Annotated in this window: 15 protein-coding genes; 7 read left to right on the plus strand and 8 right to left on the minus strand. The window is 70.3% G+C overall.

Annotated elements, in window-relative coordinates; translation table 11 throughout:
- Window positions 1–356 precede the first annotated feature (356 nt).
- On the minus strand, window positions 357–905 hold the full coding sequence (locus tag ABD269_RS13870) for a MarR family winged helix-turn-helix transcriptional regulator (protein WP_301886506.1): 549 nt from the start codon (window positions 903–905) through the stop codon (window positions 357–359).
- Between the two features lie 139 nt (window positions 906–1,044).
- Between ABD269_RS13870 and ABD269_RS13875 the strand changes: the two genes are divergently transcribed.
- Complete coding sequence (locus ABD269_RS13875) at window positions 1,045–2,355, plus strand: MFS transporter (RefSeq protein ID WP_344118434.1); 1,311 nt, start codon at window positions 1,045–1,047, stop codon at window positions 2,353–2,355.
- 101 nt (window positions 2,356–2,456) lie between these two features.
- Here ABD269_RS13875 and ABD269_RS13880 read toward each other — a convergent pair whose 3' ends face one another.
- Both ABD269_RS13880 and ABD269_RS13885 read right to left on the minus strand, forming a co-directional pair.
- Window positions 2,457–4,205 (minus strand): ATP-binding SpoIIE family protein phosphatase, encoded by a 1,749-nt coding sequence (locus tag ABD269_RS13880; protein ID WP_301886505.1) that lies wholly within the window; start codon window positions 4,203–4,205, stop codon window positions 2,457–2,459.
- Window positions 4,206–4,471: 266 nt separating this feature from the next.
- Complete coding sequence (locus tag ABD269_RS13885; protein ID WP_425572891.1) at window positions 4,472–5,815, minus strand: NAD(P)/FAD-dependent oxidoreductase; 1,344 nt, start codon at window positions 5,813–5,815, stop codon at window positions 4,472–4,474.
- Window positions 5,816–6,218: 403 nt separating this feature from the next.
- On the opposite strand from ABD269_RS13885, the gene ABD269_RS13890 reads away from it, so the two are divergent.
- On the plus strand, window positions 6,219–6,956 hold the full coding sequence (locus ABD269_RS13890) for a TetR/AcrR family transcriptional regulator (RefSeq protein WP_301886503.1): 738 nt from the start codon (window positions 6,219–6,221) through the stop codon (window positions 6,954–6,956).
- A gap of 734 nt (window positions 6,957–7,690) precedes the next feature.
- Window positions 7,691–9,496, plus strand: coding sequence for a sigma-70 family RNA polymerase sigma factor (locus tag ABD269_RS13895; RefSeq protein ID WP_344118163.1), 1,806 nt, complete (start codon window positions 7,691–7,693; stop codon window positions 9,494–9,496).
- Between the two features lie 165 nt (window positions 9,497–9,661).
- Here the strand turns inward: ABD269_RS13895 and ABD269_RS13900 are convergent, their stop codons facing one another.
- Window positions 9,662–11,809 (minus strand): asparagine synthase-related protein, encoded by a 2,148-nt coding sequence (locus ABD269_RS13900; RefSeq protein WP_344118164.1) that lies wholly within the window; start codon window positions 11,807–11,809, stop codon window positions 9,662–9,664.
- Window positions 11,810–12,508: 699 nt separating this feature from the next.
- Here ABD269_RS13900 and ABD269_RS13905 point away from each other — a divergent pair.
- The 4 genes from ABD269_RS13905 (at window position 12,509) to ABD269_RS13920 (ending at window position 17,992) form a co-directional block, all read left to right on the plus strand.
- Window positions 12,509–13,954, plus strand: coding sequence for an NsdA family TPR-like regulatory protein (locus ABD269_RS13905; RefSeq protein ID WP_301886500.1), 1,446 nt, complete (start codon window positions 12,509–12,511; stop codon window positions 13,952–13,954).
- Between the two features lie 300 nt (window positions 13,955–14,254).
- Window positions 14,255–15,463 carry an L-2-hydroxyglutarate oxidase gene (gene lhgO, locus ABD269_RS13910; protein ID WP_344118165.1) on the plus strand — a complete coding sequence of 403 codons (1,209 nt, stop codon included), beginning with the start codon at window positions 14,255–14,257 and terminating at the stop codon, window positions 15,461–15,463.
- Window positions 15,464–15,725: 262 nt separating this feature from the next.
- Window positions 15,726–16,511: a tRNA (guanosine(46)-N7)-methyltransferase TrmB gene (trmB, locus tag ABD269_RS13915; protein WP_301886486.1), complete on the plus strand. Its 786-nt coding sequence runs from the start codon at window positions 15,726–15,728 to the stop codon at window positions 16,509–16,511.
- Between the two features lie 137 nt (window positions 16,512–16,648).
- On the plus strand, window positions 16,649–17,992 hold the full coding sequence (locus ABD269_RS13920; RefSeq protein ID WP_425572892.1) for a PrsW family intramembrane metalloprotease: 1,344 nt from the start codon (window positions 16,649–16,651) through the stop codon (window positions 17,990–17,992).
- Between the two features lie 83 nt (window positions 17,993–18,075).
- Here the strand turns inward: ABD269_RS13920 and ABD269_RS13925 are convergent, their stop codons facing one another.
- From ABD269_RS13925 to ABD269_RS13940, 4 genes are read right to left on the minus strand one after another with little or no spacing between them, the layout of a single operon-like run.
- A complete protein-coding gene (locus ABD269_RS13925) occupies window positions 18,076–19,176 on the minus strand; it encodes a DEAD/DEAH box helicase (RefSeq protein WP_344118166.1) in 1,101 nt (366 codons plus the stop codon).
- Window positions 19,173–21,074 carry a DrmB family protein gene (gene drmB / locus ABD269_RS13930; RefSeq protein WP_344118167.1) on the minus strand — a complete coding sequence of 634 codons (1,902 nt, stop codon included), beginning with the start codon at window positions 21,072–21,074 and terminating at the stop codon, window positions 19,173–19,175. Before drmB ends, ABD269_RS13925 begins: the two co-directional genes overlap by 4 nt.
- A complete protein-coding gene (locus ABD269_RS13935) occupies window positions 21,071–24,229 on the minus strand; it encodes a helicase-related protein (RefSeq protein WP_344118168.1) in 3,159 nt (1,052 codons plus the stop codon). Before ABD269_RS13935 ends, drmB begins: the two co-directional genes overlap by 4 nt.
- Entirely contained in the window at window positions 24,226–25,842 is a 1,617-nt protein-coding gene (locus tag ABD269_RS13940; protein WP_344118169.1) for an NERD domain-containing protein, read from the minus strand. The genes ABD269_RS13935 and ABD269_RS13940 overlap by 4 nt, the downstream gene beginning before the upstream one ends.
- Between the last annotated feature and the right edge of the window lie 17 nt (window positions 25,843–25,859).

The following is a 25,859-nucleotide window of genomic DNA, read 5'->3' on the forward strand; positions in this document are numbered from 1 at the left end:
CGGGCTTTCCTCCGGGCGCTTCCCTTCGGTATTTCGTGTTTCCAACCTTACCAGATCCGTTTTCCGGCCCGTTTCCGGTCCGAATTCCGTTTCCGGCCCCCTGTTGGAGCGGGGTTTCTCGCGCCTTCCGGCGTGATCACTACTTTAGCGTATTTCCCCGGCGGCTCCTAATCGGAACCCGGTCCGGAATTCGGCACGCCGAAATCCATCCCGTTCAGGGGTCAAACAAGTAGAGATTGCCACCGATGCGGCGTGAGTGGCTGCCTCAGAACCGTGCGGTCCGTGTGGCAACCCGGAGAACATTACCCATGACCCCCACCCGTGTCAACAGCCCAGGTGCCGGGGCCCGTACGGCCTCAGTCCAGGTCGCTGAGCCGACCGCCGGCGTCCGGCTGGGCCTTCTCCACGCGGCGCAGCAGGCGGGTCAGCATCTCGCCCAGCCTGCCCCTCTCCTCTCCGGTGAGGTCCTGGAGCAGCTCCTCCTCGAAGACCGAGGCCATCCGCATCGCCTCGAGCCACTTGGCGCGGCCGTCCTCGGTGATGCCGACGATGACACGCACGCGGTTGTTCTCGTCGCGCTCTCGGGTGACGAGGCCCTCCGCGACCATGCGGTCGATGCGGTGGGTCATCGCGGCCGGGGTGAGGCCGAGTCGCTTGGCGAGGTCGCCGGGGCCCATGCGGTAGGGGTCGCCGGCGAGGACGAGCGCCTTGAGGACCTCGAATTCCGCGTTGCTCAGTCCGAGCTCCGCCGTCTGCCGCCCGTACGCGACGTTCATGCGCCGGTTGAGGCGGCTGAGGGCGGAGACGACCTTCTCCACCTGGGGATCAAGGTCCTGGAACTCGCGCTGGTAGGCGGCGATCTGCTCGTCGAGGCTCGGCTCGCGGGTGCCGGGGGTGTCAGCCATGAGCCGCAGTATGACACGACTGATTGGTGCTAAAGCCCTTTGATGTGTACTGTTTAGCTTCGAAGTTTACAGTTGAAGTCTTCAGGCTTGGACTGTCCGCCTCCGTCCCATCCTCTTCTCTCGACCTAGGTAGGTGAGTGTGACCACCGCGATGGGCGCAGCACTGCGCCGGATCCAGCTGGGCAACGCGCTGAGCGCGTTCGGCAACGGCTTCACGGTCCCGTTCCTGTTCATTTATGTGTCTCAGGTGCGGAACCTCGGCGCGAGTACGGCCGGCATCGTGCTCGCGACCTTCGCCGTGGCCGCGCTCGTCGTGCTGCCCCTCACCGGTCGGGTCATCGACCGGCGGGGCCCGCTGCCCGTCGCCATCGCCGGTACGGTCTCCGCCGCCATCGGTTCCATGGGCCTGGGCCTGGCCGACAGCCAGTCGCTCGTCGTCGCCGCGGCCGCCGCGCTCGGTGCAGGTATCGCGGTGATCCAGCCCTCGCTGGCCACGATGATCGTGTGGTGCTCGACGCCGACCACGCGCTCGCGCGCCTTCGCGATGCAGTTCTTCCTGAACAACCTCGGCCTCGGCGTCGGCGGGCTGCTGGGCGGGCAGCTCGTGGACACGTCGGACCCGTCGAGCTTCGTGCGGCTCTTCGCGATCGAGTCCGCGATGTTCCTGGTGCTGGGTGCGGCGATCGCGACCGTACGCCTGCCGAAGGTGCCCAAGGTCGAGGACGCCGTGCCGACCGACGAGTCGGCCAAGGGCGGGTGGCGGTCCCTGTTCGCGGACCGGGCCATGGTGCAGCTGTGCGTCCTGGGCTTCGTGATGTTCTTCGCCTGCTACGGGCAGTTCGAGTCGGGGCTCGCGGCGTTCGCCGTCGAGGTGACCCGGATCTCGCCCGCGACGCTCGGCATCGCCCTCGCAGCGAACACGGCTGCCATAGTGCTGGCGCAGTTCGTGGTGCTGAAGCTGGTCGAGCGGCGGCGGCGCAGCCGGGTGATCGCGCTGGTCGGGCTGATCTGGACCGTGGCATGGATCGCGGCGGGCGTCTCGGGGCTCGTGCCGGGTGCGCATGGTGTGGCGACCGCGCTGTTGATCTCGACGTACGCGCTCTTCGGTATCGGTGAGTCGATGCTGTCGCCGACGATGGCCCCGCTGGTGGCGGACCTGGCTCCGGCGCGGCTGGTCGGTCAGTACAACTCGGCCTTCGCCCTGGTGAAGCAGCTGGCGCTGGCGGTGGGCCCCGCGGTGGGCGGTCTGATGGCCGGTGGCGGGATGTACGTCGCGTACATCGCGATGCTGATCGTCTGCTCGCTCGGCATCAGCGCGCTGGCGCTGCGGATGGGCCGCCGGTTGACCCCGGAGCAGGAGACCCCGCTGCGAGCGTCCGCTGCGCGTACCGGGACTGCGGAGAAGGCCGTGGTTGTCGAGGAGACCGATCGGATGCCCGTCTCTGTGTGATGCCTCCCCCAGGCACACGGTCTCACTGCATAAATTCGCTGCACATATATACGAGAGAGCGGCTGTGGCCCGGAAACGTTTCCGGGCCACAGCCGCTCTCGTCATGTGTGACCCGCGGGGAGGGCGAATTCGCACCAGACGGCCTTGCCGCCGCCCGGTGTGCGCCGTGAGCCCCAGGACGAGGCGATGGTCGCGATGATCGAGATGCCGCGCCCCGCCTCGTCGGCGGGCTCGGCGCGACGGCGGCGGGGCAGGTGGTCGTCCCCGTCGGTGACCTCGATGATCAGCCGGCGGTCCGTGCGGCGCAGCCGCAGCCGCATGGGCGGTGTGCCGTGCTGGAGGGAATTGGCCACGAGCTCGCTGGCGGCCAGGACGCCCAGGTCGCGCAGCTCGGTCGGGAAGCGCCAGCTGACCAGGACGCCCGAGGCGAAGGCACGCGCGCGTGGCGCCGCTTCGATGCCGCCGAGCAGTTCGAGGGCGGCGTTGTGGAACAGCTCGGCGTCGTGGCCGGTGCGGGCGGGGTGCTGGAGGACGAGCATGGCGACGTCGTCGTCGTGCTCGTCGGTCACGCCGAGGGCGCGCATCAGCCGGTCGCACATGACCTGGGGCGAGCCGGTGGCTCCGGAGAAGGCGCGCTCCAGGGCCTCGACGCCCTCGTAGATGTCCTCGTTGCGCCGCTCGACGAGGCCGTCCGTATAGAGGACGGCGCTGGAGCCGGGGCCGAGGGGCATGGTGCCGGAGGTGTGCACCCAGCCGCCGGTGCCGAGCGGTGGGCCGGTGGGCTCGGCCGCGCGGCGGACCGTGCCGTCGGGGTCGCGCACGAGGATGGGCAGGTGGCCCGCCGAGGCGTAGACGAGGCGGCCCTCGTTGGGGTCGTGGACGGCGTAGACGCAGGTGGCGATCTGTGTCGCGTCGATCTCGGTGGCGAGGCCGTCGAGGAGCTGGAGAACCTCGTGCGGCGGCAGGTCGAGACGGGCATAGGCCCGGACGGCCGTGCGGAGCTGGCCCATGACGGCCGCGGCGCGCACTCCGCGGCCCATGACGTCGCCGATGACGAGTGCCGTACGGCCGGCGCCGAGGGTGATGACGTCGTACCAGTCGCCGCCGACGGCGGTGTCCTTGCCGCCGGGCTGATACGTCGCGGCGACGCGCAGGTCGTCGGGCTGTTCGAGCTCCTGCGGGAGGAGGCTCCGCTGGAGTGTTACCGCGGCTTCGCGCTGGCGGCGCTCGCTCGCGCGCAGCCGCTCGGCGGCCTCGACCTGGTCGGTGACGTCGGCGGCGAAGACGAGCACGCCCGGCTGGGTGGCGTCGTGGGGGCCGACCTCGATCGGGGAGCAGGTGAAGGTGTAGTACCCGTGGCGGGTGTCGGTCTCGGCGCCCGTCGGCGTGTCGGGGCCGGTGGTCCGCGCGTCGGCCGTGACGCGGCGGGACTTGACCGTGCGGGGCCTGCCGCTGCGCAGGACCTGGTCCATGAGGGGGAGCAGGCCGAGCTCGGTGAGCTCCGGGAGGGCCTCGCGGGCGGGAGCGCCGGGGGTGCGCGGGCCGAAGAGGGCGGCGTAGGCGTCGTTGACGTAGGCGACGCGGTGGTCGGGGCCGTAGACGACGACGGCGAGTGCCGGCACCTGGCCGAGGATGTCGTGGACGGAGAGGCCCGCGAGGCTGGGGACGGGATCGTCGGGGCCGGGCGGGGCGGACGGCGTGGTCTCGGCGCGGGCGGCGGGCACGGAGCCGGCGGTCGCGGGCGTGGGCTGGGGTGCGGCGGCCCGGTCGGCGCGCTCCATGCGTTCGGCGCGTGCGGCGGCTCGGCGCTGCGTTCCTGGGAGTCGGGCGCTCCAGCGGGTGAAGTTCACAGAGGGTTACCTCGCGGAGTCGTTCCGGGCCAGCTCGGCGACGTGTCCTGGCTGAGCCGCGCGCCCGGCGCGGGGCCGCGGTTGGCGGTACGGGGGCCTGTCCCCGGGGGAATGCTGCAAACGTCCGGATCCTCGTCGTCGTTACTCTTCGCAGATACGAGCCCACCCATGGTCACACGACCAGTGTGGCCGACGGGACTGACATTCGTCAGACGTCGGCCCCCTGTCGGGGAGTTCCCGGCTCCGCCACGGGGCCGGGACCTGCCTCAACTCGCTTCGGGGTGGCGGCCGGTGTCCGCGGCGAGTTCGAACTCGGCGCGCGGGTTCTCCAGCGAGCCGAGCGAGACGATCTCACGTTTGAACAGCCCTGTGAGGGTCCATTCGGCGAGGACGCGCGCCTTTCTGTTGAAAGTGGGGATCCGGCTGAGGTGGTAGGCGCGGTGCATGAACCAGGCGGGGTAGCCCTTGAGCTTCTTTCCGTAGACCTGTGCGACGCCCTTGTGCAGGCCGAGCGAGGCGACGGAGCCGACGTACTTGTGGGCGTAGTCCTTGAGCGGTTCGCCGCGCAGTGAGGCGAGGACGTTCCGGGCGAGGACCTTGGACTGGCGGACGGCGTGCTGGGCGTTGGGGGCGCACTCCTTGCCGGGCTCCTCGGCCGTGACGTCCGGGACGGCCGCCGCGTCGCCCGCGGCCCACGCGTGTTCGACGCCCGCCACGGTGAGGGCCGCGGTGCACTTGAGACGGCCGCGTTCGTCGATCGGGAGGTCGGTGGCGGCGAGGATCGGGTGCGGCTTGACGCCGGCGGTCCACACGAGCGTGCGGGTGGGGAAGCGGGAGCCGTCGCTGAGGACGGCGATCCGGTCCGCGCAGGAGTCCAGACGGGTGTCGAGCCGTACGTCGATGTTGCGGCCGCGCAGCTCGCGGAGCGCGTAGCGGCCCATCTCCTCGCCGACCTCGGGGAGGATGCGGCCGGACGCCTCGACGAGGACGAACTTCAGGTCGTCGGGCCGCACGTTGTGGTAGTAGCGGGCGGCGTAGCGGGCCATGTCCTCCAGCTCGGCGAGCGCTTCGACGCCCGCGTAGCCGCCGCCGACGAAGACGAAGGTGAGGGCGGCGTCGCGGACGTCGGGGTCACGGGTGGAGGAGGCGATGTCCATCTGTTCGAGCACGTGGTTGCGCAGGCCGATGGCCTCCTCGACCGTCTTGAAGCCGATGCCGTGCTCGGCCAGGCCCGGCACCGGCAAGGTGCGGGAGATGGAGCCGGGCGCGAGGATCAGCTCGTCGTAGTGCACCTCGATGGCGCCGGTGCCGTCCTCGCGGGTGGCGAGGGTGCTGATGGTCGCGGTCCGCTTGGCGTGGTCGATGGAGGTGGCCTCGCCGATGACGACCTGGCACTTGGGCAGCGTGCGGCGCAGCGGGACGACGACGTGGCGGGGCGAGATGGAGCCGGCCGCGGCCTCGGGGAGGAAGGGCTGGTAGGTCATGTACGGCTCGGGGTCGATCACGATGACGTGGGCCTCGCCCCGCTTGAGCTTTCGCTGGAGCCGGAGAGCGGTGTACATCCCGACGTAGCCGCCGCCGACGATCAGAATGCGCGCCGGTTCCTTCACCAGGGCCCCTCCTCGCGATGTCGCCCGGCCCGAGGGGGTCCGCGGCCGGGGTGCCGGGTCGCCCGGCCGGGCACAGCTTCTTCCCATGACGCACCGCCGACGGGCGTTTGTCCACAGGCCCTGCGAAATGTATGACCGGCCGCGGAGCTGATCCCTCCATGGCCTGGGCCTGGGTTCGAGGAACAAATGAGCAGGTCAGCCCCGATGTCATGGGGTTGTGGGGTGGTGCGGAAACGGGGCGGGTGAGGCTCGTACTCCAATCGGGGACGGCCTGTGCGGAACTACCCCTTCTTTCTTGACCTGGGCTCAACTATGTTCGTACTTCGTCGGGGTGTCAGAGACGTGCTCCGACAGTCAGGGCGGGGAGTCTCCGGGGGGAGACGTCATAACCGGGGGATCACATATGCACATTCAGGGCTCTCATTGGTCGACCGCTGTCGCGTCCGCCGACGCCAACGGCGGCCGGAGCACTCCGTTGCGCGTGGACGCTCAGCGCAACCTCGAACATGTCCTGCGGGCGGCTCGCGAGGTCTTCGGCGAGCTGGGGTACGGGGCGCCGATGGAGGACGTGGCGCGCCGGGCCCGGGTGGGTGTCGGGACGGTGTACCGCCGCTTCCCGAGCAAGGACGTACTGGTGCGGCGGATAGCCGAGGAGGAGACGGCTCGGCTGACCGAGCAGGCGCGTACGGCGCTGGGCCAGGAGGACGAGCCGTGGTCGGCTCTCTCCCGGTTCCTGCGCACGTCGGTGGCCTCGGGCGCGGGGCGGCTGCTGCCGCCGCAGGTGCTGCGCGTCGGCGTCGACGTGGAGGCCGAGGAGCAGATCGAGGCCCGGGTGCCGCAGCAGCGGCAGCCGGGGGTCACCGGGGGCCAGCTGCATGAACTGCGGCTGGTCGAGCAGCGGTCGGCTCCGGTCGCCGAGCGCGAGGACTCCGGCGCAGCGGCACTGCTGGAGGTCGTCGGGCGGCTGGTGGACCGCGCACGGGCGGCGGGTCAGCTGCGCGCCGATGTGACGGTCGCCGATGTGCTGCTGGTGATAGCGACGGCCGCGCCCTCGCTGCCGGACGCGGTGCAGCAGGCGGCCGCCTCCTCGCGGCTGCTGGACATCCTCCTCGAGGGGCTGCGGTCCCGGCCGTCGGAGTAGTCACCCGCGAAGCCTTCGGGCGAGCGTTTCTGTGACGGGCGCGCCCAAGTCGCCTTGGGCGCGTTCGGGAAATCCTTCCCCGTTCGGGTGGCCGCCAGTGCTCCGCATGCCCTGGGACGCCCCGGACGAGTGGTTGATGCGCATGCCGGGGTGGTGACGGCCGACACTGTGCCACGCTTCTACGGTGTTCGGGTGCGCTGGCGTGTACAGGGGCCGCCGCTATGGGCGTTGACGGCCGGGATGAACGACGCGGGAGTGAGGAAGCAGGCTCACCGCCCTCTCGCCGGATGTCCGGGCGCGGCTCCCCCGACGGTCCGAGCGTGCCTCAGCAGCGGGAGGGGGACCGGGCCACCCGTAAGGGCGCGGGAGCCGAGGCGTGGCCGGCCGGCGCATGGCCGGCCGACCGGCAGTCGGACAACCCACAGCTCGGTGACGGGCCGTCGGGTGAGCTTCCCGCGCGGTCCGGCGAGCTCAGTCGGAGCGATCCCTGGCCGATCGGGACGCGGTCGGCGGATTCCTCGTCGGCGGATTCCTCGTCGGTGGATCACCGGTCGAGTGAAACGCTGAGTGAAACGTCGGGTGAAACGCGGCCCGTCGGTTCACGGTCGGCCGACTCGACGCCGCAGGATTCGCGGTCCGGCGCGCGGCCCGGCCGTGCGCGCCCCTCGCACGCGCGGCGGTCGTCGCGTGCGCGCTCGTCCGGCACACCGTCGGGCGACGGTGCGGCCTCAGGCATGCGGCCTGCCGACGTACCCGTCTCCGACGCGCCTCTCGACGAGCCGATCGTCGACGTACCACCGTCCGACATCGAGCTCGTCGCCCGGATGCGGTCCGGTGAGAGCGTGGCGTACGAGGAGTTGTACCGCCGGCACGCGGCCGCGGTGCGGCGGTACGCGCGCAGTTGCTGCCGGGACGACCACACCGCGGAGGATCTCACCAATGAGGTCTTCGCGAACGCCCTGCAGGCAGTGCGGGGCGGCGCGGGGCCCAACGCGGCGGTGCGGGCGTATCTGCTGACGACAGTGCGGCGGGTCGCGGCGGCGTGGGCGAAGACCACGCGCCGGGAGCAGCTGATCGAGGACTTCGCGGTCTTCGCCGCGTCGGCGGCGCGCGCGTCCTTGGCCTCGGACGACGACACGCTCGACCTGGGCGCGGACGTGCTGGCGATGCGGGAGGCCGAGCAGTCGCTGGCCGTGCAGGCGTTCCGCAGCCTGCCGGAGCGATGGCAGACGGTGCTGTGGCACACCACGATCGAGGACGAGACGCCCAGCGAGGTCGCGCCGCTGCTGGGTCTGACGGCCAACGCCACGGCGGTGCTGGCGCACCGGGCGCGCGAGGGGCTGAAGCAGGCGTATCTGCAGGCCCATGTGAGTACGTCGCTCACGTCCGGTGGGGCGTGTGCGCGCTATGCCGACCGACTCGGCGCGTACGCGCGGGGCGGGCTGCGGATGCGGGCCGAGCGGGGGCTGCGCAAGCATCTGGAGGACTGCGCCCGGTGCCGTACGGCGGCGCTGGAGGTCGCCGACGTCAACACCCGGCTGCGGGCGCTGCTTCCGGTGGCGGTGATCGGGTGGCTGGCCGCCGGGTTCTCGGTCAAGGTGGCCGCGGGCCTGGCCGCGGGGGCGGCCGGTGCCGGTACGGCGGCGGGCGCGGGGGTGGCGGCGGCCGCGAGCGGGGGCACGGCCGGCTCCGGTGCGGGCGGGGGCGCGGGCGGCGCCGCGGCGAGTGAGGGGCTGGGGGCGCCGGCGAAGATCGGGATCGCGGCGGGCGCGGTGGTCGCGGCCGGTGCCGTCACCGCGTACGCCCTGATGGGCGGCTCCCCCGCGCGTCACCACGCGCCGCGGGCCAAGGCTCCGGCCGGGCCGGTGGCGACCGCTCCGGCGAACGGGCCGACGCCGTCGCCGGAGCCCGTACGGAAGGCGGCGCCCGCCGCCCCGGTCCCCGTGGCTCCGCCGCAGCAGACGACCTTGCAGCCTGCGCCGGAGGCGGTGGCCACTCCCCCGTCGCCCCGGCCGACCCCGCCTCCCGCGCCCCGTCCGACGCCCTCGGTGCCGCGGCCGCCCGCGCCGCCCCCGGAGCCCACGCCCCCGGTGTCGGCCCCGCCCGTGACCGTCTATCAGCTCAACGAGCTGACGTACGGCGGTGTGGGGGACGGCACGAAGCCGGAGGTGCGGCTGTACGAGAGCAACTGGCTGTGGCAGCGGTACGGGCTGCGGATCGGTGGTGAGGCGTACGGCGACGGTGTGAGCATGCGCGCGGCGTCGTCGGTGACCGTCGAGCTGAACCGGTCCTGCACGGCGTACGACGCGGTGGTGGGGGTCGACGACCTGACGTTCGGCTTCGGAGCGGCGCGGTTCTCCGTCTACGGGGACGGCACGCGGCTGTGGGAGTCGGATGTGGTGCGGGCGGGTGAGGGGGCGGTGCCTGTGCATGTGCCGCTGTCCGGATATCGGACGGTTCGGCTGGTCGTCTCGCCGGTGAGCGTCATGGATTCGATGACGGTGGCGGACTGGGCCCGGGCGCGGATCAGCTGCGGCTAGGTGGTGGGGGTTTTCCCCTACCCGCCCCTTCCCGCAACTGGGGCGCGTGCCCCAGACCCCCGGCCGCGGGTCCGTTGCGCCTGCGGCGGAGCGCCCTCCGGGCGCGTCCTCAACCTCCCCCAGCTACCGCTGGGAGGTGCCCCCACGGGCTGAACTGCCCGCCCCTCACAAGCTCCCCCTCGGTTCCATTCCTCCCGCAACCGCGCGTTGGCGGGGTGGTGAGGCGCCCGTCCAGCATGTGCCGCGGCGGGCGAGGAGGCGGCGGAGCCAGACCTCGGTGGAGACGAGTTCCGCGAGGCCGTCGAGCGGCAGGGCCCGGCCGTCCGCCGCCGCGTGGAGGGCGGACCGTACGACCCTGGCCTCGACCAGGCCCGCGTCCGCCAGCAGGGGCGCGTCGAAGAGTTCCAGCAGCTGTCCCACGGACGCGCGGAGGCCGGCGCGTACGGCTGCCGCGTGCGAGGCGTGCGAGGTGGCGCCCCAGCCCGGGGGGAGTTCGCGGACACCGGAGCCCGCCAGGACGGCGCGCAGCACGGATGCGCGCGCCCCCGGTTGCACACGGAGCGCTTCGGGGAGCGCGCGGCAGGCTCGTACGACCTGGTTGTCGAGAAAGGGGGCGTGGAGGCGCTGGCTGCGGACCTCGGCGGCCTGTTCGAAGATGCGGTGGTCCGCCGCGTGGCGGGCGAGTGCCGCGGCGGCGCGCCGTTCCCCGGGCCGCTGGAGGAGGCCCCGGGGGCGGACGGCCGCGGCCTGGAGGCGAACCGATACTTCGGCGAGCGCCTCGCCAGTGAGCCAGCGCGCGGCGGGGCCGGGTCTGCACCAGGTGAGGGCGGCGAGCGAGGCGTCCACGGCCCCGCCGGGACCGGGCGGCCCGGCCGCGTCCACAGGGTCGTCCAGGACCGGGAAGTCGAGCGCCAGGAGCTGTCCGGCGGCGGCCTCCAGGCCCTCCCGGTAGGACGTACGGGCCAGGCGGCGCGCCGCGCGGTAGACCGTGAAGGGGACGAACAGGGACTGCGTGGTCGGTCCGTCGGCGCGCGCGAGCGCCGATACGGGGCGCAGCAGGTGGCGGCGCCGACGGTCCATCAACAGGTCGGCGAGCCGGGCGGGATGGGCGTCCAGGACCTGCCGGGCGCCGTGTCCGACGAGGTGGTCGGCGCTGCCCGCGGACAGCCGGCGGCGGTGCCGTTCGGCGGTGACGAGGGAGGGCCCGGGTTCGTCGGTGAGCGGGCCGCCGGCCAGGTCGGCGTACGGGAGGGCCTCCTCGCCCGCGGCGACGACCACGTGGCGCAGCCGGGGGTCGGCGGCGATGGCGCGGGCCCGGTCGAGTTCGGCCTCGCGGGTCCGGCTGCCGTCCGCGGCGAGGTCGTTGAAGGTGACGGCGAGGAGCCGTTCGCCCGCGCCGTTGCCGCTCCCGGCGTGCATGCCGGCCACTCCGGGGAGCCCTGCGGCGAGGAGCGCGAGGGTGGCGGAGGCGCTGCCTCCGGAGAGGTCGGCGCCGATGCCGGGCGCCGGTCCGCCGCGTGCGGCGCGGCGCTGCGCGGGCCCCATGCCGGGTACGGGGCCGGGGTCGAGGTGGCCGCCCTCCGGCGCATGGCGGGGGGCCGCGAGGCGGGCCCGTACGGCGTCGACCAGGGCGTCCCTTATGCCCTCGACGGCCTCCTCCGGGGCGAGTTGGGGCGCGGCGACGGCGAGCGAGGCGGTCGGTTCGTAGCCCGCGATCTCGCGCGCGCCGTCGCGCAGTACGAGCGCGTGGCCGGGCGGCACGCGCCGTACGCCCATGTAGGGCGTGCCGTCGCCGAGTGCCTCCGGGGAGTCGGGGCAGGCGAGCAGGGCGGCGAGGTGGCCGACGTCGAGCTGGGCCTCGATGAGGTCGGCCAGCGGCAGCGCGGCGGTGGCGTAGGCGGTGCCCCCGGCCCAGGCCGTGTGGAAGACGGGCCGGGCGCCGGCCAGGTCGCCCGCGACGGTGAGGCGGCGTCCCACCTGGGCGACGGCCGTATAGCTGCCGGGCCAGGCCGTGAGGTGGCGCAGGGCGCCGCCGCGGGCCGCGACCAGCCCGGCCCCCAGCTCGCCGTCGGTGGCGCCGCAGCGACCGAACACGGCGAGCCGGGTGACCGCGTCGGCCTGGACGACGCGGACCTCGTCCGGGCGCCAGTCGCCGACGGCCCACAGGGGCGCGGGGTCGCCCCACAGGAGCTGGGCGCCGACCGGGTGGACGGTGGGGCCGTCGAGGCGCTCGGGGCCGCTGTCGTCGTGGCGCGGCGCGGCGCGTGGACCGGTCCCTGAGGCGGTGCTGCTCCACCCCACCAACCAGCGCATCGCGCCTCCACAGGCTGTGGACAACCAACGGATTCCGTCATCGTGCACAGCGGACCGACGGTGACGACAACGAAGAACGCGACACACCGGTCACGCCCTCGGGCCTCAACTCGGCTTGCGGCAGCGCGAGGTGTCGGACCGTCATGCCCATTGCAGGGGCCATGCTGTCACGACTGGGGGCGGAGGAACCCGACGTGTACGCGCGTGGCGCGTTGCGGGGAGATGACGGCTCCGCGTCCCGGGGCGCCGGGCGGCGAGAACCGGCCAATCTCCGGGGCGGCCACGCGGCGGGGCGCACTCGCGCAGTGCTTCGAGTCGCAAGTGCCGGTCGTCCGGCAGGCGTCCATGGGCGTCCCGGCTGGACATGTGCATGTCCGGGAGGCGGCTGACCGCCCCCCGGACCGCTCCGCCGCCCGCGGGGAATGAGGCGGCGGCTCCCCCAGCCCACTGGATCCAGTGCAGCGGGCCAACCCACGCGCCTTCCATGGAAGCGCTCTTGGGATGGCGTGGACAGAGCGCACGGCGGGCGCACAGCCCCACACAACCGGAGCACGTGCCCCTCGGTGCACGCGCGCACGGACCAGAATCCCGCCATCCGGGACAGCACCTCTTAACGGTCGGGATGCGGGGAACTACGCTGGGTTTACGAATGCCTCGTGCCTATGCCGGGGCGGGCGTCGCTGTTGCCGAGGGGTGCGCATGTCCAGGGAGCCACGCGGGCCGAACGAGAAGCTCGGCACTGTCCTCGTCCTCGCCGGAATCAGCAACGCCGGTCTCGCGCGCCGGGTCAACGACCTCGGTGCGCAGCGCGGATTGACGCTTCGCTACGACAAGACCTCCGTGGCCCGCTGGGTCTCCAAGGGCATGGTCCCGCAGGGTGCGGCCCCCCATCTGATCGCCGCGGCGATCGCCGGGAAGCTCGGCCGGCCGGTGCCGCTGCACGAGATCGGCCTCGCGGACGCCGACCCCGCGCCCGAGGTGGGGCTCTCCTTTCCGCGCGATGTCGGCCAGGCGGTGCGCTCCGCGACGGAGTTGTACCGGCTGGATCTCGCCGGTCGCCGCGGGGGCGGCGGCATCTGGCAGAGCCTGGCCGGATCCTTCTCCGTCAGCGCCTATGCCACGCCCGCGTCACGATGGCTGATAACCCCCGCCGACGGCTCGGTCGCCCGCGAGGCCCACCAGGCCGCCCGGGAGAGCGAGAACGGCGGCCCCGAGGGCGGCCCGGTGCAGCGGGTCGGCCACAGCGACGTGACCAAGCTGCGGGAGGCGGCGGACGACGCCCGGCGCTGGGACTCCAAATACGGCGGGGGCGACTGGCGTTCGTCGATGGTGCCCGAGTGCCTGCGGGTCGACGCGGCGCCGCTGCTGCTCGGTTCGTACACCGACGAGGTGGGCCGCTCGCTGTTCGGCGCCACGGCCGAACTGACCCGGCTCGCCGGGTGGATGGCCTTCGACACCGGTCAGCAGGAGGCCGCGCAGCGCTACTACATCCAGGCGCTGCGGCTGGCCCGCGCGGCCGCCGACGTGCCGCTGGGCGGCTATGTGCTGGCCTCGATGAGCCTCCAGGCGACCTACCGCGGCTTCGCCGACGAGGGCGTGGACCTCGCGCAGGCCGCGCTGGAGCGCAACCGCGGGCTGGCCACCGCCCGCACGATGAGCTTCTTCCGGCTCGTCGAGGCGCGGGCGCAGGCGAAGGCGGGCGACGCACCGGCCTGCGGCGCGGCGCTCAAGGCCGCCGAGGGATGGCTGGAGCGGGCGCGCACGGGCGATCCCGACCCCTCCTGGCTGGACTTCTACACCCAGGAGCGGTTCGCGGCCGACGCCGCCGAGTGCTACCGCGACCTGCGCATGCCGCGGCAGGTGCAGCGCTTCACGGAGCAGGCGCTGTCGCGCCCGACGGAGGAGTTCGTACGGTCGCACGGGCTGCGGCTGGTGGTGTCGGCGGTCGCCGAGCTGGAGTCGGGCAATCTGGACGCGGCGTGCGCGGCCGGTACGCGCGCGGTGGAGGTCGCGGGCCGGATCTCCTCGGCGCGCACCACGGAGTACGTACGGGATCTGCTGCACCGCCTGGAGCCGTACGGGGACGAGCCGCGGGTGGTCGAGCTCCGGGAGCGGGCCCGGCCGTTATTGGTGGCGCACGGGTGAGGTCCGGCGGGGTGCGCGCGGCCGCGGGCGGCTCCGGTGGCGTACGGCCGAGGTCCGGCCCGGCGGCGTACGGCTGAGGTGATGCTGCGGCGTACGGCTGAGGCGGTGCGGCGGCTTCCTCCCTTTCCGCCCAACTCGGCCGGTTTTCCCCGCCCGTGATCATCTCGGCCCGGTCCCCCGGTTGACCTGGGTTTCGATCCGTTGTCAGTGGCGCAGGTCATGATGGGGGGTGTGGGTGAGGCGCCGAGGTCGCCGGGTGCTCGGTCGCGGGTGTCCGGTCGGCGCGGGGAGGTGACGTTGGTGAGGGCGTACGACTGCGATGTGCTGGTGGTCGGGGGCGGGATCGTGGGCCTGTCGACGGCGTATGCGATCACGCGCGCCGCACCGGGCACGCGCGTCATCGTGCTGGAGAAGGAGCCGGGGCCCGCGCTCCATCAGACCGGGCACAACAGCGGTGTGATCCACAGCGGGATCTACTACCGCCCGGGCTCGCTCAAGGCGCGGTTCGCGGTGCAGGGCGCGGCGGAGATGGTGAAGTTCTGCGCGGAGTACGACCTGCCGTGCGAGGTCACGGGCAAGCTGATCGTCGCCACGGAGCACGCGGAGCTGCCCCGACTGCACTCCCTGGCCCAGCGCGGCCGGGAGAACGGCATCCCGGTGCGGGAGCTGGGCCCCGCCCAGATCACGGAGCACGAGCCGCACGTACGGGGCCTCGGCGCCATCCACGTCGGCACGACGGGCATCTGCGACTACGGCGCGGTGGCCCGCCACCTGGCCGGTCTCGCGGAGGACGCCGGCGCGTCCGTGCGGTACGGCGCCCGGGTCGAGGTCATCGGGCGGCGCGGCCCCGCGATCGCGGTCCGTACGGCGCTGGGCGAGGTCCTGCGCGCCCGCGCCCTGGTCAACTGCGCCGGGCTGCACAGCGACGCGGTCGCCCGGCTGGCGGGCGACGACCCGGGCATGCGGATCATCCCCTTCCGCGGGGAGTACTGGGAGCTGGCCCCGGCCCGCGCGGAGCTGGTGCGCGGCCTCGTCTATCCGGTGCCGGACCCGGCGTTCCCCTTCCTCGGCGTCCACCTCACCCGGGGCATCGACGGCACCGTCCACCTCGGCCCCAACGCCGTTCCCGCCCTCGCGCGCGAGGGCTACGACCGCCGGGCCGTACGTCCCGGCGAGCTCGCCGGCACGGTCGCGTACCCCGGCTCCTGGCACCTGGCCCGCCGCCACTGGCGCTACGGCGCGGGCGAGGTCCGGCGCTCCCTCTCCAAGCGCGCCTTCACCGACGCCGTGCGCCGCCTCCTGCCGGACGTGACCCCGGACGACCTGATACCGGCCCCCGCGGGCGTACGGGCCCAGGCGATCCTGCGCGACGGCACGCTGGTGGACGACTTCCTCTTCGCGGAGTCGCCCGGAATGGTCCACGTCCTGAACGCACCGTCCCCGGCGGCGACGGCGTCCCTCCCGATCGGGAGGGAGGTGGCACGGAGGGTGTTGAGGGGGTTGGGTTGATCTTTCGGGGTGCGCGAATTCAGCCCGTCCGGCGTTTGAGGACGCTCCCGCAGGGAGCTCCCGCCGCAGGCGGCAACGGCGGGACAGCCGGGGGTCTGGGGCACGCGCCCCAGTTTCGGGAAGGGGCGGGGTGGGGGAAAAGGCCCGCCGCAGGCGCACGCCCCATACGTGCCACCGCCACCGCCACCGCGTACCCGTACCCCCAGGCCCGTAATTCGGGGCCCGGGACCACCCCGTGCCCCGCCCGTACTATGGAAGAACTGTGTCTGAGAACCTCTCCCCCACCCCAGCAACCGCCGCGGAGCGGACCTCGCGCGAGCCGAAGTTCCCGGCCGGACCCGCCGCGGACCCGGCCGGCTCCCACCACGAGCGCCGCATCCGCTCCTTCCAGCCGCGCCGCAGCCGCGTCACCACCGGCCAGGGCGAGTCGCTGCGCCGCCTGTGGCCGAAGTGGGGCCTGGACATCGACGGCCTGAGCCGCCTCGACCTGGGCGAGCTGTTCGGCGACCCGGAGCTGCCCGTCGTCCTGGAGATCGGCTTCGGCATGGGCGAGGCCACGGCGCAGATGGCGGCCGCCGACCCCGGCACCGGCATCCTGGCCTGTGACGTGCACACCCCGGGCCAGGGCAATCTGCTCGGTCTCGCCGAGCGGAACGGCCTGACGAACGTCCGCGTGGCCAACGGCGACGCGATCATCCTGCTCCGCGAGATGCTCGCCCCCGACTCCCTCGCGGGCCTGCGCGTCTATTTCCCGGACCCGTGGCCCAAGAAGCGCCACCACAAGCGCCGGCTGATCCAGCCGGAGTTCCTGGCGCTGGCGGCCACCCGGCTCGCGCCCGGTGCGGTGCTGCACTGCGCGACGGACTGGGAGCCGTACGCGGAGCAGATGCTGGAGGTGCTCTCCGCCGCCCCGGACTTCGAGAACACCCAGCCCGACGGCGGCTACGCACCGCGCCCCGAGTTCCGTCCGCTGACGCGGTTCGAGGGCCAGGGGCTCGACAAGGGGCACGTGGTGCACGACCTGATGTTCCGGCGGCGCGCGGCCTGATCCTCGGGCGGGCGTCATCCTCCGAAGGACGACGCCCGCCGGAAGGCATCCCGACGGTGACGTGTTTCATGGCCGAGGGCCGAGGCCGTGGTCGGAACCGTCGGTTACCCGCACCGGCCCTTGGTTAGGGTCATCGGGTGCATGACTCCCCGCCCCACCAGCAGCCGATCGCCGGGCCGGCGCCCGCCCACGGCCAGCAGCCGAGCTTCACCGCGATGCCTTCGCCGGAGGGCTGGCGGTACAAGCCGCGGCGCGCCCTGTGGGACAACAAGGCGGTACGCGCGGGTGCGCTGATCCTGCTGCTCGCCCTCAGCGGTCTGGTCATCCTCGCGCTCGTCCGCGAGCAGACCGGCACCGAGGGCTTCCTGGTGGGCCTCGGCCTCGCGGTACTGCCCGTGCCGCTGCTCGTCGCGGCGTTCCGGTGGATGGACCGGGTCGAGCCGAAGCCGTGGCGGAACCTCGTCTTCGCCTTCGCCTGGGGTGCCTGCGCGGCCACCCTGGTGGCGATCATGGCCAACGGCTACGCCACGAAGTGGCTGCTGACCACCGTCGACGTCACTCAGCGGGCCGACGCCGACAAGTGGGGTGCCACGTTCGTCGCGCCGGTGGTGGAGGAGAGCGCCAAGGCGGCCGCGGTGCTGCTACTGTTCCTCTTCCGCCGCCGCGACTTCAACGGCATCGTCGACGGCGTGGTGTTCGCCGGCATCACGGCCACCGGCTTCGCCTTCACCGAGAACATCCTCTACCTGGGCAACGCCTTCGCCTCCGACCAGAGCTTCGGCTACTCGGGGGTGCCCTCGACGACGGCCGCGACGTTCTTCGTCCGCGTGCTGATGTCGCCGTTCGCGCACCCGCTCTTCACGTCGATGACCGGCCTCGGCTTCGGCATCGCGGCGACCTTCGCCCCGCGCCGCCGCGTGGCCCGCGTCCTCGTACCGCTCGCCGCCCTGCTGACCGCGATGGTCCTGCACGGCTGCTGGAACGGCTCGGCGTCCCTGTCGCCCCTCGGCTTCTTCGCCGTCTACGCGCTCTTCATGGTGCCGGTCTTCGGCGTCCTAACCTGGCTGACGATCTGGTCCCGCCAGAACGAACTCCGCACGATCCGCACCCACCTCCCCGCGTACCAGGCCGCCGGCTGGCTCACTCCGCCCGAGCCGCTGGCCCTCTCCTCCATGCGCGCCCGAGGCATAGCCCGCGACCTGGCCCGCCGCACCGGCGGCCCCACAGCGGCCCGCACGGTCGCGGAGTACATCTCCTTCGCGACCTCCCTGGCCTTCCTCCGCCAGCGCGCCAACAACGGCACGGCGGACGCCGACTTCCCGGCGCGCGAGCAGGAGCTTCTCCACCACTTGTGGCAGCGAAAGCATGTGGCTCAGCCGGCGCTGGCCCAGGCGTCGGCGGCGGTACCGCGGCCGTTTGTTCCGGTACCGGTTCGTGGGTGGGCGCCGGGGCAGGGGTGGGGGCCTGGGGGCACTAACTAGCGGAGGAGGCTAGCCGCTCCCAGAGCACCGCGCCTCGTCTGTTTCTCCAGGATGTCCAGGGGCGGCAGGATCGCGCTACAAGATCAACCGGCGTGTCGGACCAACAGGGATTTCGGGATGCTCGACAAGATGGCGGGCTCTTGGGGTCCGCGGTGAGCGAAGTGGAGATCCTCGCGGGCGCGAGTGCACAGCACGAAGAAGCGAAGACGCGCGTCCACACTGGTCGGGTCCTCTGTGTACGCGTCCAGGTCCGGCACGAAGACGCTGTCGAACTCCAGGCCCTTCATGCTGGCCGCGCTCACGATTCGGATGGGGCGCACCGAGAAGTCGATGGCGTTCCGGTACTGATCATCGTGTGCATAGGCCTGGGTGTACTTGGCAAGCCCGAGGTGCGTGAGTCTGCTCTGGATGTCCCGCAGCAAATGGGTCGACCTGCAAATGATTCCGATACTTCGCTCCGGATGCGCGTTGAAGTACTGGGAAACACCCGTGAGGAGATACTCCATCGAGGGAACCTTCAGGACAGTGGGTGTACGACCGACGCGTGTCGGCAAGGCAATCTCATCCCCGGCCTCCTCGCGGAACTCGGACGCCAGCATCGCGATCTCCCGACTGTTCCGACGGTTCTCGCGCAGCACGAGTGGATCGGCCCGCGTGGCGAGGGCCCGGCATATCTCGGACACGGTGCTCTGATCGTCGCCGATCCGCTGGTTCTCGTCTGCGCACACGGTGACGTCGACGCCAAGGGTTCGACACAACCGGTAGAAGGCGACAGGCAGGTTCTGCCCCTCGTCGATCACCAGATGCGCGGTCGACCTGACCCCCTGCAGGATGCAGTCCCGCTGCATCTCGATCCAGTCGTAGAGCCAACCGTCCTCGTCGGTCTGTGGCGGATCGGTCCGGAAGCGCCGGCGCCAGAAATCCCTGATCCACCGGTGGTAAGTGGTGACGTTGAGAGCTTCCGTGAGGTCCGGCGCCATTTGAGCGAGGTACTGATGCAGCAGGTTGGAGCGCGTGAAGAGGGCGACGTCACGACCGACGGTCGCCAGAGCCCAGGCACGGTAGACGGCCATCACGGTCTTTCCGGCACCAGGTGTCCCGGTGATGACGTGTCGTCCGTGGAACGGAAGATCGATGACGGCCTGCTGCTCGATCTCGAGGTCCAGGAGGGAGGGGATCTTCATGTCAGATCGACAGCTCCGGCCGATTCCTCGAGCGCGGCCTGGACGACTCCCCGAAAGAATCCCGGGACCTCACCGTCACCGATCAACAGTGTTCTGTCCAGAAGGGAGTTGTCGATCTCGCAGCATGTCTCGGGAAGAAGCGTGCACGCATGGCAGGCAGCACGGTTGAGATTGGCCAGAGACCTACCCGTCGAGTCCGCGCACAGAGGGTCCTGCGAGCACCACTGCGCCGATTCGAGCAACCGGATCAAAGTCTCAACGAGATTCGGCGGTTGCCCCTGTCGGACGAGCCCGCCCAGCGTCCCTTCTGCATCCCCGGCGGCTGTGTAGATGAACACGCCGGCTTGAGGCGGAAGTTCGCTGCCAGGGTCGTGGCTCCGGGCGTAGACACGTTCCCGTAGCGAGGCTGCGTTGTACCCGCTGTCATATGACAGTTGGCGAATGAAGTGATGGGCCAGAGTGTGCAGCATCACGAATCGAGGGAGAAGCTCCGGACCTGATTTCCCTCTCAGACGGTCGACCTTGAAAGAGGCATCCAGGTTGCGCTCGATCCGTCGCGTCCAGTCGCGCACCGACGGGAGCTTCTCCCAGGTGCTCACGCGTTCCTCGTCGACAGCGATGAAGATTCCTTCACCGTAGGTCTCCACGGCAGGCAACCATTGGGCCCGGGTCTGCGTGTTGACCGAAACGACGCGTCCGCCCTCGTCTCCTTCGCCGTCGTCGGAGCTGGGTTCGTACCGTGAGAATCCTTGGAGCGCACGCACCTCGCGCACCCGGTCAGCGACGACGACGGCGGAGATGCCTACAGCCAGCTCCTGCATGGACTCAGGATCGTCGTGGCCGATCCCGAGGTGGGTGCGACGCACGGAGAATGTCTTCGAGTTGGCGACGGATTCCGGGGCAGAAAAAGCCGCCCATTCGGCGATACTGAGATCATCATCCGAACCGGCCGGCAACGGAGTCGACGAAGTCTCGTCGACATGATGCCGTCGCAATGTTTCCACGAATTCCTCTGAAACCTCGCACTCGTTGGCAATAAATTGCCCGAAGGCATCAGATATCGGACTACTCCCCGAAGCATTGAAGTCCGGCCACAGACGGTGATTGACGACTCTCTGCGCCAATTCGTCTTCCTCGGACAGGCCCGCAGGTGCGGGGATGTCGAGCGCAGAGTGCGTGATCGGGAAGTACACATTGGAAGCGCCGCGCTGTACCGCCTGGGGCGTTTCCTCGCAGGGATCCGCCTCATCGGTTTCGGGTTGCCAAGGGTGGGTTCCGGGGCACTGCAAGCCCGTTTGCTTGAGGATGTTCTTCTGGCTGATGCCTGCCAGAGTGCGACCGGCCCGGCAGACGGCACAGTAGACGAGCAGGGCTTCCAGCCCAGACGAATCAGGAGTGGCGACGAACCGAAGACGGCGAACCTGGCATTGGCGCTGATCATGCCCTGCACTCTTGGAGTGAGCCCATCTACGCCAGTCGATGTCGGCCATATGGCCTGCCCTGCACACCTGGATGAAACGCATTGGGGCCAGCTGCGGTTTTCCCGTACACCGCCCGCAGGTCGGCTGCTTGTCCCGCACCTCGAGGTCTGGGCGCCAGAGCTGCATTTCCCTGCACTGAGGGCAGAACAACCACTTGGGGAACCGTACGTACGAGGGCCCGGTGCGGGTAGCGTAGGCAGCCTTCCCGGAAGGGATGACGGGGGCCGAGCGGAAGCCCTCAACCCTCAATTTCTTTGCAAGTCGAGGCGACTCCACCTGTTCGGCATTCTTTGCCCAACTCCGAATATCGGCGGCTACGAACGACTCACCTCGGATGTCGATGATCCCGCCGACACCGAAGGGAACAATGGTCTGCGCCCTGCGGACTTTACGACGAATGTCTTTCATCGCCTTCATGCTCCTCTCACGGCGATGAGGCACTCCCGGTCGACGTTGCGCATCGACTGCGCTGTCTCCCACAGGCCACCTTGCTTGCCGAAGTCGGTGAGGAGCGATGTGTGCCCTCGCCCCTGAGGCTGGTAGTAAAGACGGCGGCCCTCGCCACGAGCGATCTCGGCCTCTTGCTTCCAGGTTTCGATCAGAGAGTCCAGCTGTTCGGCTGCGGCACCGGCCTCGTCAGGATCGGCTCGCCGCGCGTGGTCCACCACGAGGTCACGGATCCGTGCGACTTCGTCCGTGTGATTGAGGATGTCCCCGGCCTTGTTCTCCGCGGACAGGCCGATTCCATGTCGCACGAGGATGGTGAGCGCCGCGTGCAAGGCTCGGTTACGAGAGGGCATGGACCACGGTGTGACGCTGGTCGGTTCGACGTGCCGGTAGAGCGAGCGGTGGTAGACACCGAACGACTCGTAGTGGGACCGGTCACGTGGTTTGGTCGAGCGGAAGAGCGTGACGATCAGTCCCGGTACATGGCGCCGGCCGACGCGGCTGGTGGCCTGGATGTATTCGGATGTCGTCTTGGGCTGTCCGTTCATGAGCATGAGGCCGAGACGCGGAACGTCGACGCCCACGGAGAGCATGTTGGTCGTAGCGAGGAACGAGACGCTGTCGCGTTCCTTGAAGCTCTTGCCCAGACGCTCGAGGAGTCGTGGTTGAGCAGCGCGCGGAATGTTGCTGGTGAGCTCGACCACCGAGTCGTCGTTCAGCTTGCGCCGCCGATTGTCGTCTTTCGTCAGGTGCTCGAGACGTGCAGGGATGTCGTCCCTTGCGATCGTGACGGTTCGTCCGAGTTCCCGCAGGCTGTTGTGATAGGCGACCGCAGTCCAGTACGCGTCGCGGAGGGTGTCGTCGTCACAGATCTCGTTCGGGGCCTGCAACGCGGCGGCCCCTACGTGAACGGTCGATGTCGAGGCGGTGTGTCCCTGTGCCATGACACCTACGTACAGACGTCCAGGCTTGTCCTTGTCGGGCGAGGCGAAGTAGGAGTGACCGGCCTTGATCCCCGCCGGGGGGAAGAGCTGCGCGGGACGACCGTAGAGGCTGCGGATCTGATCCTCCGAGCGTCGGATCGTCGCTGTCGACGCGATGACCTTCGGCACGATACCGCCTCGGGCGCAGAGCTCGAGGATGGCCGACTCGTACAGACCGACCGTCGTCCCCAGTGGGCCGGCCAGCAGGTGCAGCTCGTCCTGGATGACCAGCGAGGGGGCGCGCCTGCCGTCTCTGCCGAAGAGGTTTCCGGCCTCCGGTTCCCACGCCAGTCGCGCGAACTTGTCCACGGTGCCGAGTACAAACGTCGGAGGCTCTTTGTAGATCTGCTCGTCCACGACGGACACCGGAAGCTGCTCGTGGAAGACGCAGGTGTCGCGCGGACAGAAGAACGAGGTGGTGACTCCGTCCGCCCGAATGCCGAAGTCCCGCTCCCGTCCCTGTCGTTCCGGGACAATCTCGGTGCCGCACCAGGGGCAGCGTTCCAGTAGAAAGCGATCATCCGGTGCGTTCATCTGTTTCAGGGCCCCGAGCTCGTCCTGCGCAGCGGAGATCCTGTTCGGCGTCGTGTCCCTGCCCACCCAGAGTCCGATGGAGATGGGCTCCTGCCCGAGGTCGTGGGGCAACGGCCCGTCGTGGCCCTTCCTGATGTATTCCAGGGCACAGATGGCCGTCGCCGTACGCTGAAACTGTTGCGTGGTGAGCAGACTCAGTGTGTATCGGCTCAGCACGGCCGTGCCGCCCCCGACTGCGCCGAACCGCAGCCGGCGCCAGAGAATCTCGAAGCAGGCGGTGAGGAGGTACGCCTCCGTCTTGCCTCCGCCCGTGGGGAACCAGATGAGGTCAACCGTCTTGCGGTCCTCGTGCTCAGGGTTCATCAGACCCTCGACCACGAGCAGGAAGTACGCGAGCTGGAACGGGTGCCACGCATGGTCGCCACTGGGCTCGGTCAGTTCGAGTACTTCGCTGTCCCTGCGGCGACGGCTGCCGGCCAGTTCCGGACGGCTGTGAAGCATTTGGAGCGCCATGGCCCGATTGGCCAGGCGGAACGCCTCGCGTGCCTTGGCTCCCGACGGCGTCGACGCGGTGAGTGCCTCCACCCCTGACACCATGCGGTCGAGCGCGCCCCTGATGCGCTCGAGGATGCGTTCGGCGGGTGCGGCGGCCCATTGCCGCAGGGACTCGGCCTCCGCCTGCTGAGTGTCGCACCACTTGCGATAGCCGAGGACGAAAGAGTGCAGCTCGGCCCGGAGGTCGTCCGTGGTGAGCCCGGTCTGGGAAAGATGAGCGAGGTTGAGCACCGGTAGGTCCTTGGGCCCGTCGGGTTTGATGTGCTCGACCACCTGCTGAGGCATGACCTCCGCTGTCACAGTGGTGACCTGGTCGGTTTCGTCGTCCCACTCGACGGCACACCCGTGTCCCACGGCCCTGGTCACGATATGCCGGTACTGGACGCGGAGTTCCTGCTCCTCCTCGTCTCGGCTGTTGAGACGGGTGCTCGGATACTCGAGGATCGTTCCGCCGAGTGTCTTCGCCTCCAGTTCGACCTGGAAGAGCATCAGATCGCGGTCCTTGTACGTGCTCTCCTCTTCGTCATGCGCGTTGGCCAACACGCACGTGACGAGATGTCCGGTGCCGAAGGGGCGCCACCGGACATGCAGACGACCGTGTCCGTCCAGAACAGAGATCGGGGTCGTCTGTTCCACAGCAACGGTCTTTTTTGTGGAGAGTCGCGGTTGCCTTCGCCAGCTGCGCCGCCCGCCGTCGCGATACGTCACGTAGCGGGAGGCCCCACATGTCACCTCGATGCAACGGGCGTTGGTGAAAAAGGAGAAGCCGAGAGAGGACGGAAGCCATGCATTCGCCTCGGCCACCGGATCGTCGGCGAAGCTGTCCTCTTCTCCGCTCCCGGCCGCCGTCTCGTTGAAATCCTGCTCGCCGTCTTCCTGCGAGTGCTCCAACAAGGAGGCGCCACGCGGATACAACGTGCCCATCAGGTAGCGCCGGTCAGGAGGGTCGACGAGAGTCTCGTCGGCGGCGACGGCCGGGCCCACCAACTGCTTACGAAGGTACTTCACGAAGTCGCCTCGGTGATCGGCGAGCCGTGATGCAGAGTCGTTCACTTGAGACGTCCCTCTCGAATCAGCCCGGCCACTCCCAAGTCTTTCAATATCCGACGGGTGCCGGGGCGACAGGCCACCCAGAGCTGGGCGCGAGCCCTGGTCCAGGCGACGTAGAGCGCGTCGAGGCGGCCCTCGAGGTGTTCGGGTTCGAGGTCGATCAGACAGACGACGTGGTTCTCGTGGCCCTTGAAGTCGAGGACGGACGACCAGGTGAGACGGTGCTTCGTGCGATCAGTCCCGACCACGTCGGCGAATCGCTCGATCTTCGTGGCTCGCTGGGACAAACGGGCCGAGCTCGATTCCCAGTCGCCGGAGGCGGACAGCAACGTGACGTCCCGCAGCGAGACACCTTCCTGCACGAGTTCGTTCACGTAGGCGTCGAGGGTGGAGGCCTCCTCAGATGCGTCGTGCACGTCGGCGAAACGGACCTGCTCACCCTCACCCGCGGAGGCGACGCCCAGGTCGGCGCCCGTGTAGAGGCGGACCTCGTCCACGATTTGCACGGTATTACGGCAATTGCGCCTCATAGGTCCGCACACCAAGCCCAGAGGGCGCAGATATTCCCAGGCGTCAGGATCATAGGCCTCCGGAGCCAGTACCTGGTTGTTCTGATCGAGCATGAAGATCCATCGGCCATCGCCGAGGCCACCCGAGACCAGCTTCTCCAGGGTGTCGAGACTCTCGATGGTCATCAGATCCTGGGCCTCGTCCACGATCAGTTGGTCGAAGGTTCGGTTCTGAACCTCGTCCAACCGGTCGAACGGCAGGACGGTGATCGCGTCGCTGGTGAGGACCCGGTCCATGTGGGCAGCCAGCGTGGTGCTCGCACAGGTGAACAGAACGCTGCCAGTAGCAGACTTGCGGCGAGCCGCCTCGGCGGCGAGGAACGTCTTACCCGTGCCTGCCCCACCGGTCCAGATGAGACGTGAGTTGGACTCCAGCTCGTCGAGTCTGTCGAGCTGCTCGTTCGTGAGCCGTTCGAAAGCGACATCGAGGTGAGTCAGCCGGGATTGCAGATTGGGTACGAGGTCGAAATCGGGGCGGATGGCCCCGAGCATCTTCCCCCGCAGGGTGGCTGACACGGGGGTTCGGGCCCACCAGTTCCGCGCCAGCCAGAAGCGAATGGCTCGTTCGATTCCCTGTGCCAGACCACGTCCACCGTCGTACGCGGTCGCGCCGAGGTACTGTTGCGGCTCGAACTCGGTCGTGCGTGGGATGTCGACGTCCGTGGTGATGACGAGGTATCCGCTGGGGATGCCCTGGTTCCTCAAGTCGCCGACCAGGGCCCCGATCTCCCGCTCGAACTCATGCATACCCCCACTGGCCTGCGCGAAGGGGCTCTCCTTCGGGCCCTCCTCGCGACCGGGCGGACCGTAGTACCACTTCCCGTCGCGTTGGTGGACCCGCCCCCCCTTGACCTCGATGAAGAGCAGGATGTCGGGCATGATGACAACGAAGTCGATCTCGCCGACACGCTTCTTGTGGTGCTGAGGGAGATGAACCGTGTGCAGAGCGACGCTCTGGTCATCAGGAATCGCCTTGAGCGCCGCGAACACGCTGCGCTCGGCCCGGCTCCTGGTGCTGCTCGAGATCTCGCTCGGAATGATGCGCATCAACTCTCCCCATGGTC

Source organism: Streptomyces blastmyceticus (assembly GCF_039521185.1).
GTDB classification, from domain to species: Bacteria; Actinomycetota; Actinomycetes; order Streptomycetales; family Streptomycetaceae; genus Streptomyces; species Streptomyces blastmyceticus.

Excerpts from the sequence above, each read along its gene's own strand:
- ABD269_RS13870 (WP_301886506.1), bottom strand. The coding sequence starts at position 905 with ATGGCTGACACCCCCGGCACCCGCGAGCCGAGCCTCGACGAGCAGATC.
- ABD269_RS13890 (WP_301886503.1), top strand. The coding sequence starts at position 6,219 with ATGCACATTCAGGGCTCTCATTGGTCGACCGCTGTCGCGTCCGCCGAC.
- ABD269_RS13895 (WP_344118163.1), top strand. The coding sequence starts at position 7,691 with ATGCGGCCTGCCGACGTACCCGTCTCCGACGCGCCTCTCGACGAGCCG.
- ABD269_RS13900 (WP_344118164.1), bottom strand. The coding sequence starts at position 11,809 with ATGCGCTGGTTGGTGGGGTGGAGCAGCACCGCCTCAGGGACCGGTCCA.
- ABD269_RS13905 (WP_301886500.1), top strand. The coding sequence starts at position 12,509 with ATGTCCAGGGAGCCACGCGGGCCGAACGAGAAGCTCGGCACTGTCCTC.
- ABD269_RS13925 (WP_344118166.1), bottom strand. The coding sequence starts at position 19,176 with ATGAAGATCCCCTCCCTCCTGGACCTCGAGATCGAGCAGCAGGCCGTC.
- drmB (WP_344118167.1), bottom strand. The coding sequence starts at position 21,074 with ATGAAGGCGATGAAAGACATTCGTCGTAAAGTCCGCAGGGCGCAGACC.
- ABD269_RS13940 (WP_344118169.1), bottom strand. The coding sequence starts at position 25,842 with ATGCGCATCATTCCGAGCGAGATCTCGAGCAGCACCAGGAGCCGGGCC.